Annotated in this window: 1 protein-coding gene; it reads right to left on the bottom strand. The window is 47.8% G+C overall.

All coding sequences use genetic code 11. The annotated features are described in order from the left end of the window. A partial coding sequence (locus SB822_RS56190) for a bestrophin family ion channel (RefSeq protein ID WP_410858990.1) occupies window positions 1-299 on the bottom strand: 299 nt, incomplete at both ends.

The raw sequence follows: 299 nt of genomic DNA, 5'->3' as shown, positions 1-299 counted from the left end.
GAGCCAGTGAACGACTTGCAAATACAAGCTCGCCCCACAGTTTGCGCCCTTCCCACCATCGATCATAACACGCGTTATTTCGAAAACTCATAAACACCGATAGGGCTATACCGATCAAAGTGAACGGAACCGCACTGATGCGCGCAAAAATACCGGGATGTTCCTGCGAAGCGAAAACAGCGACGACACTCAACAAGGCGATTGCGATAAGATGGTAGACAATACGCGGAAGTATCGAGCCATTTATCGTAAAAAGTATATCCTTGAATGCCGGCTTTGAACGAACAATCATCGTGGAC

This window comes from Paraburkholderia sp. SIMBA_054 (assembly GCF_046534875.1).
Lineage (GTDB): Bacteria > Pseudomonadota > Gammaproteobacteria > Burkholderiales > Burkholderiaceae > Paraburkholderia > Paraburkholderia hospita.
This window is presented reverse-complemented; position numbering and strand designations above follow the sequence as displayed.